The following is a 504-nucleotide window of genomic DNA, read 5'->3' on the forward strand; positions in this document are numbered from 1 at the left end:
TACCGTCACCATTGTTGGTCGCTGGGTAATCCACACCATCAACCGTCACCACCACAGTCGCAGCAGGATCATCGATCGTACCGGTCAACGCAGGGGTTGTGTCATTGGTAGAAGCATCTGTGAAGCCTATTACTGGTGCAGTGGTATCTACTGTTACCACAGCCGTGTCTGTACCGACATTACCTGCTGCATCTGTTGCAGTCACAGTAATGGTGTGTGGACCATCGGTCAGTACAGGCAAGCTATTGTCTGCAAGACTCCAGGTGCCGTCACCATTGTTTACTGCCGGGTAGTCAGTGCCATCTACATTCACCACCACTGTCGCAGTCGGATCATTGACTGTACCGGTGAGTGCAGGTGTGCTGTCATTGGTTAATACATCATCAAGCGCAACCACTGGTGGCGTGATGTCCGCAGACACCACCCCTGAACCTGGCAATGAAGTATTGCCTGCAGGGTCAGTCGCTGTTGCTGTTACGGTTTGACCGTCAGTCAAGTCACCTG

General features: G+C 52.6%; 1 protein-coding gene. It reads right to left on the reverse strand.

What is annotated here, in order from left to right; genetic code table 11:
• The coding region (locus tag HL290_RS18440) for an Ig-like domain-containing protein (RefSeq protein WP_227602331.1) at positions 1-504 on the reverse strand (504 nt) is incomplete at both ends.

It is taken from the genome of Acinetobacter sp. AC1-2, from assembly GCF_016124155.1.
Lineage (GTDB): Bacteria > Pseudomonadota > Gammaproteobacteria > Pseudomonadales > Moraxellaceae > Acinetobacter > Acinetobacter calcoaceticus.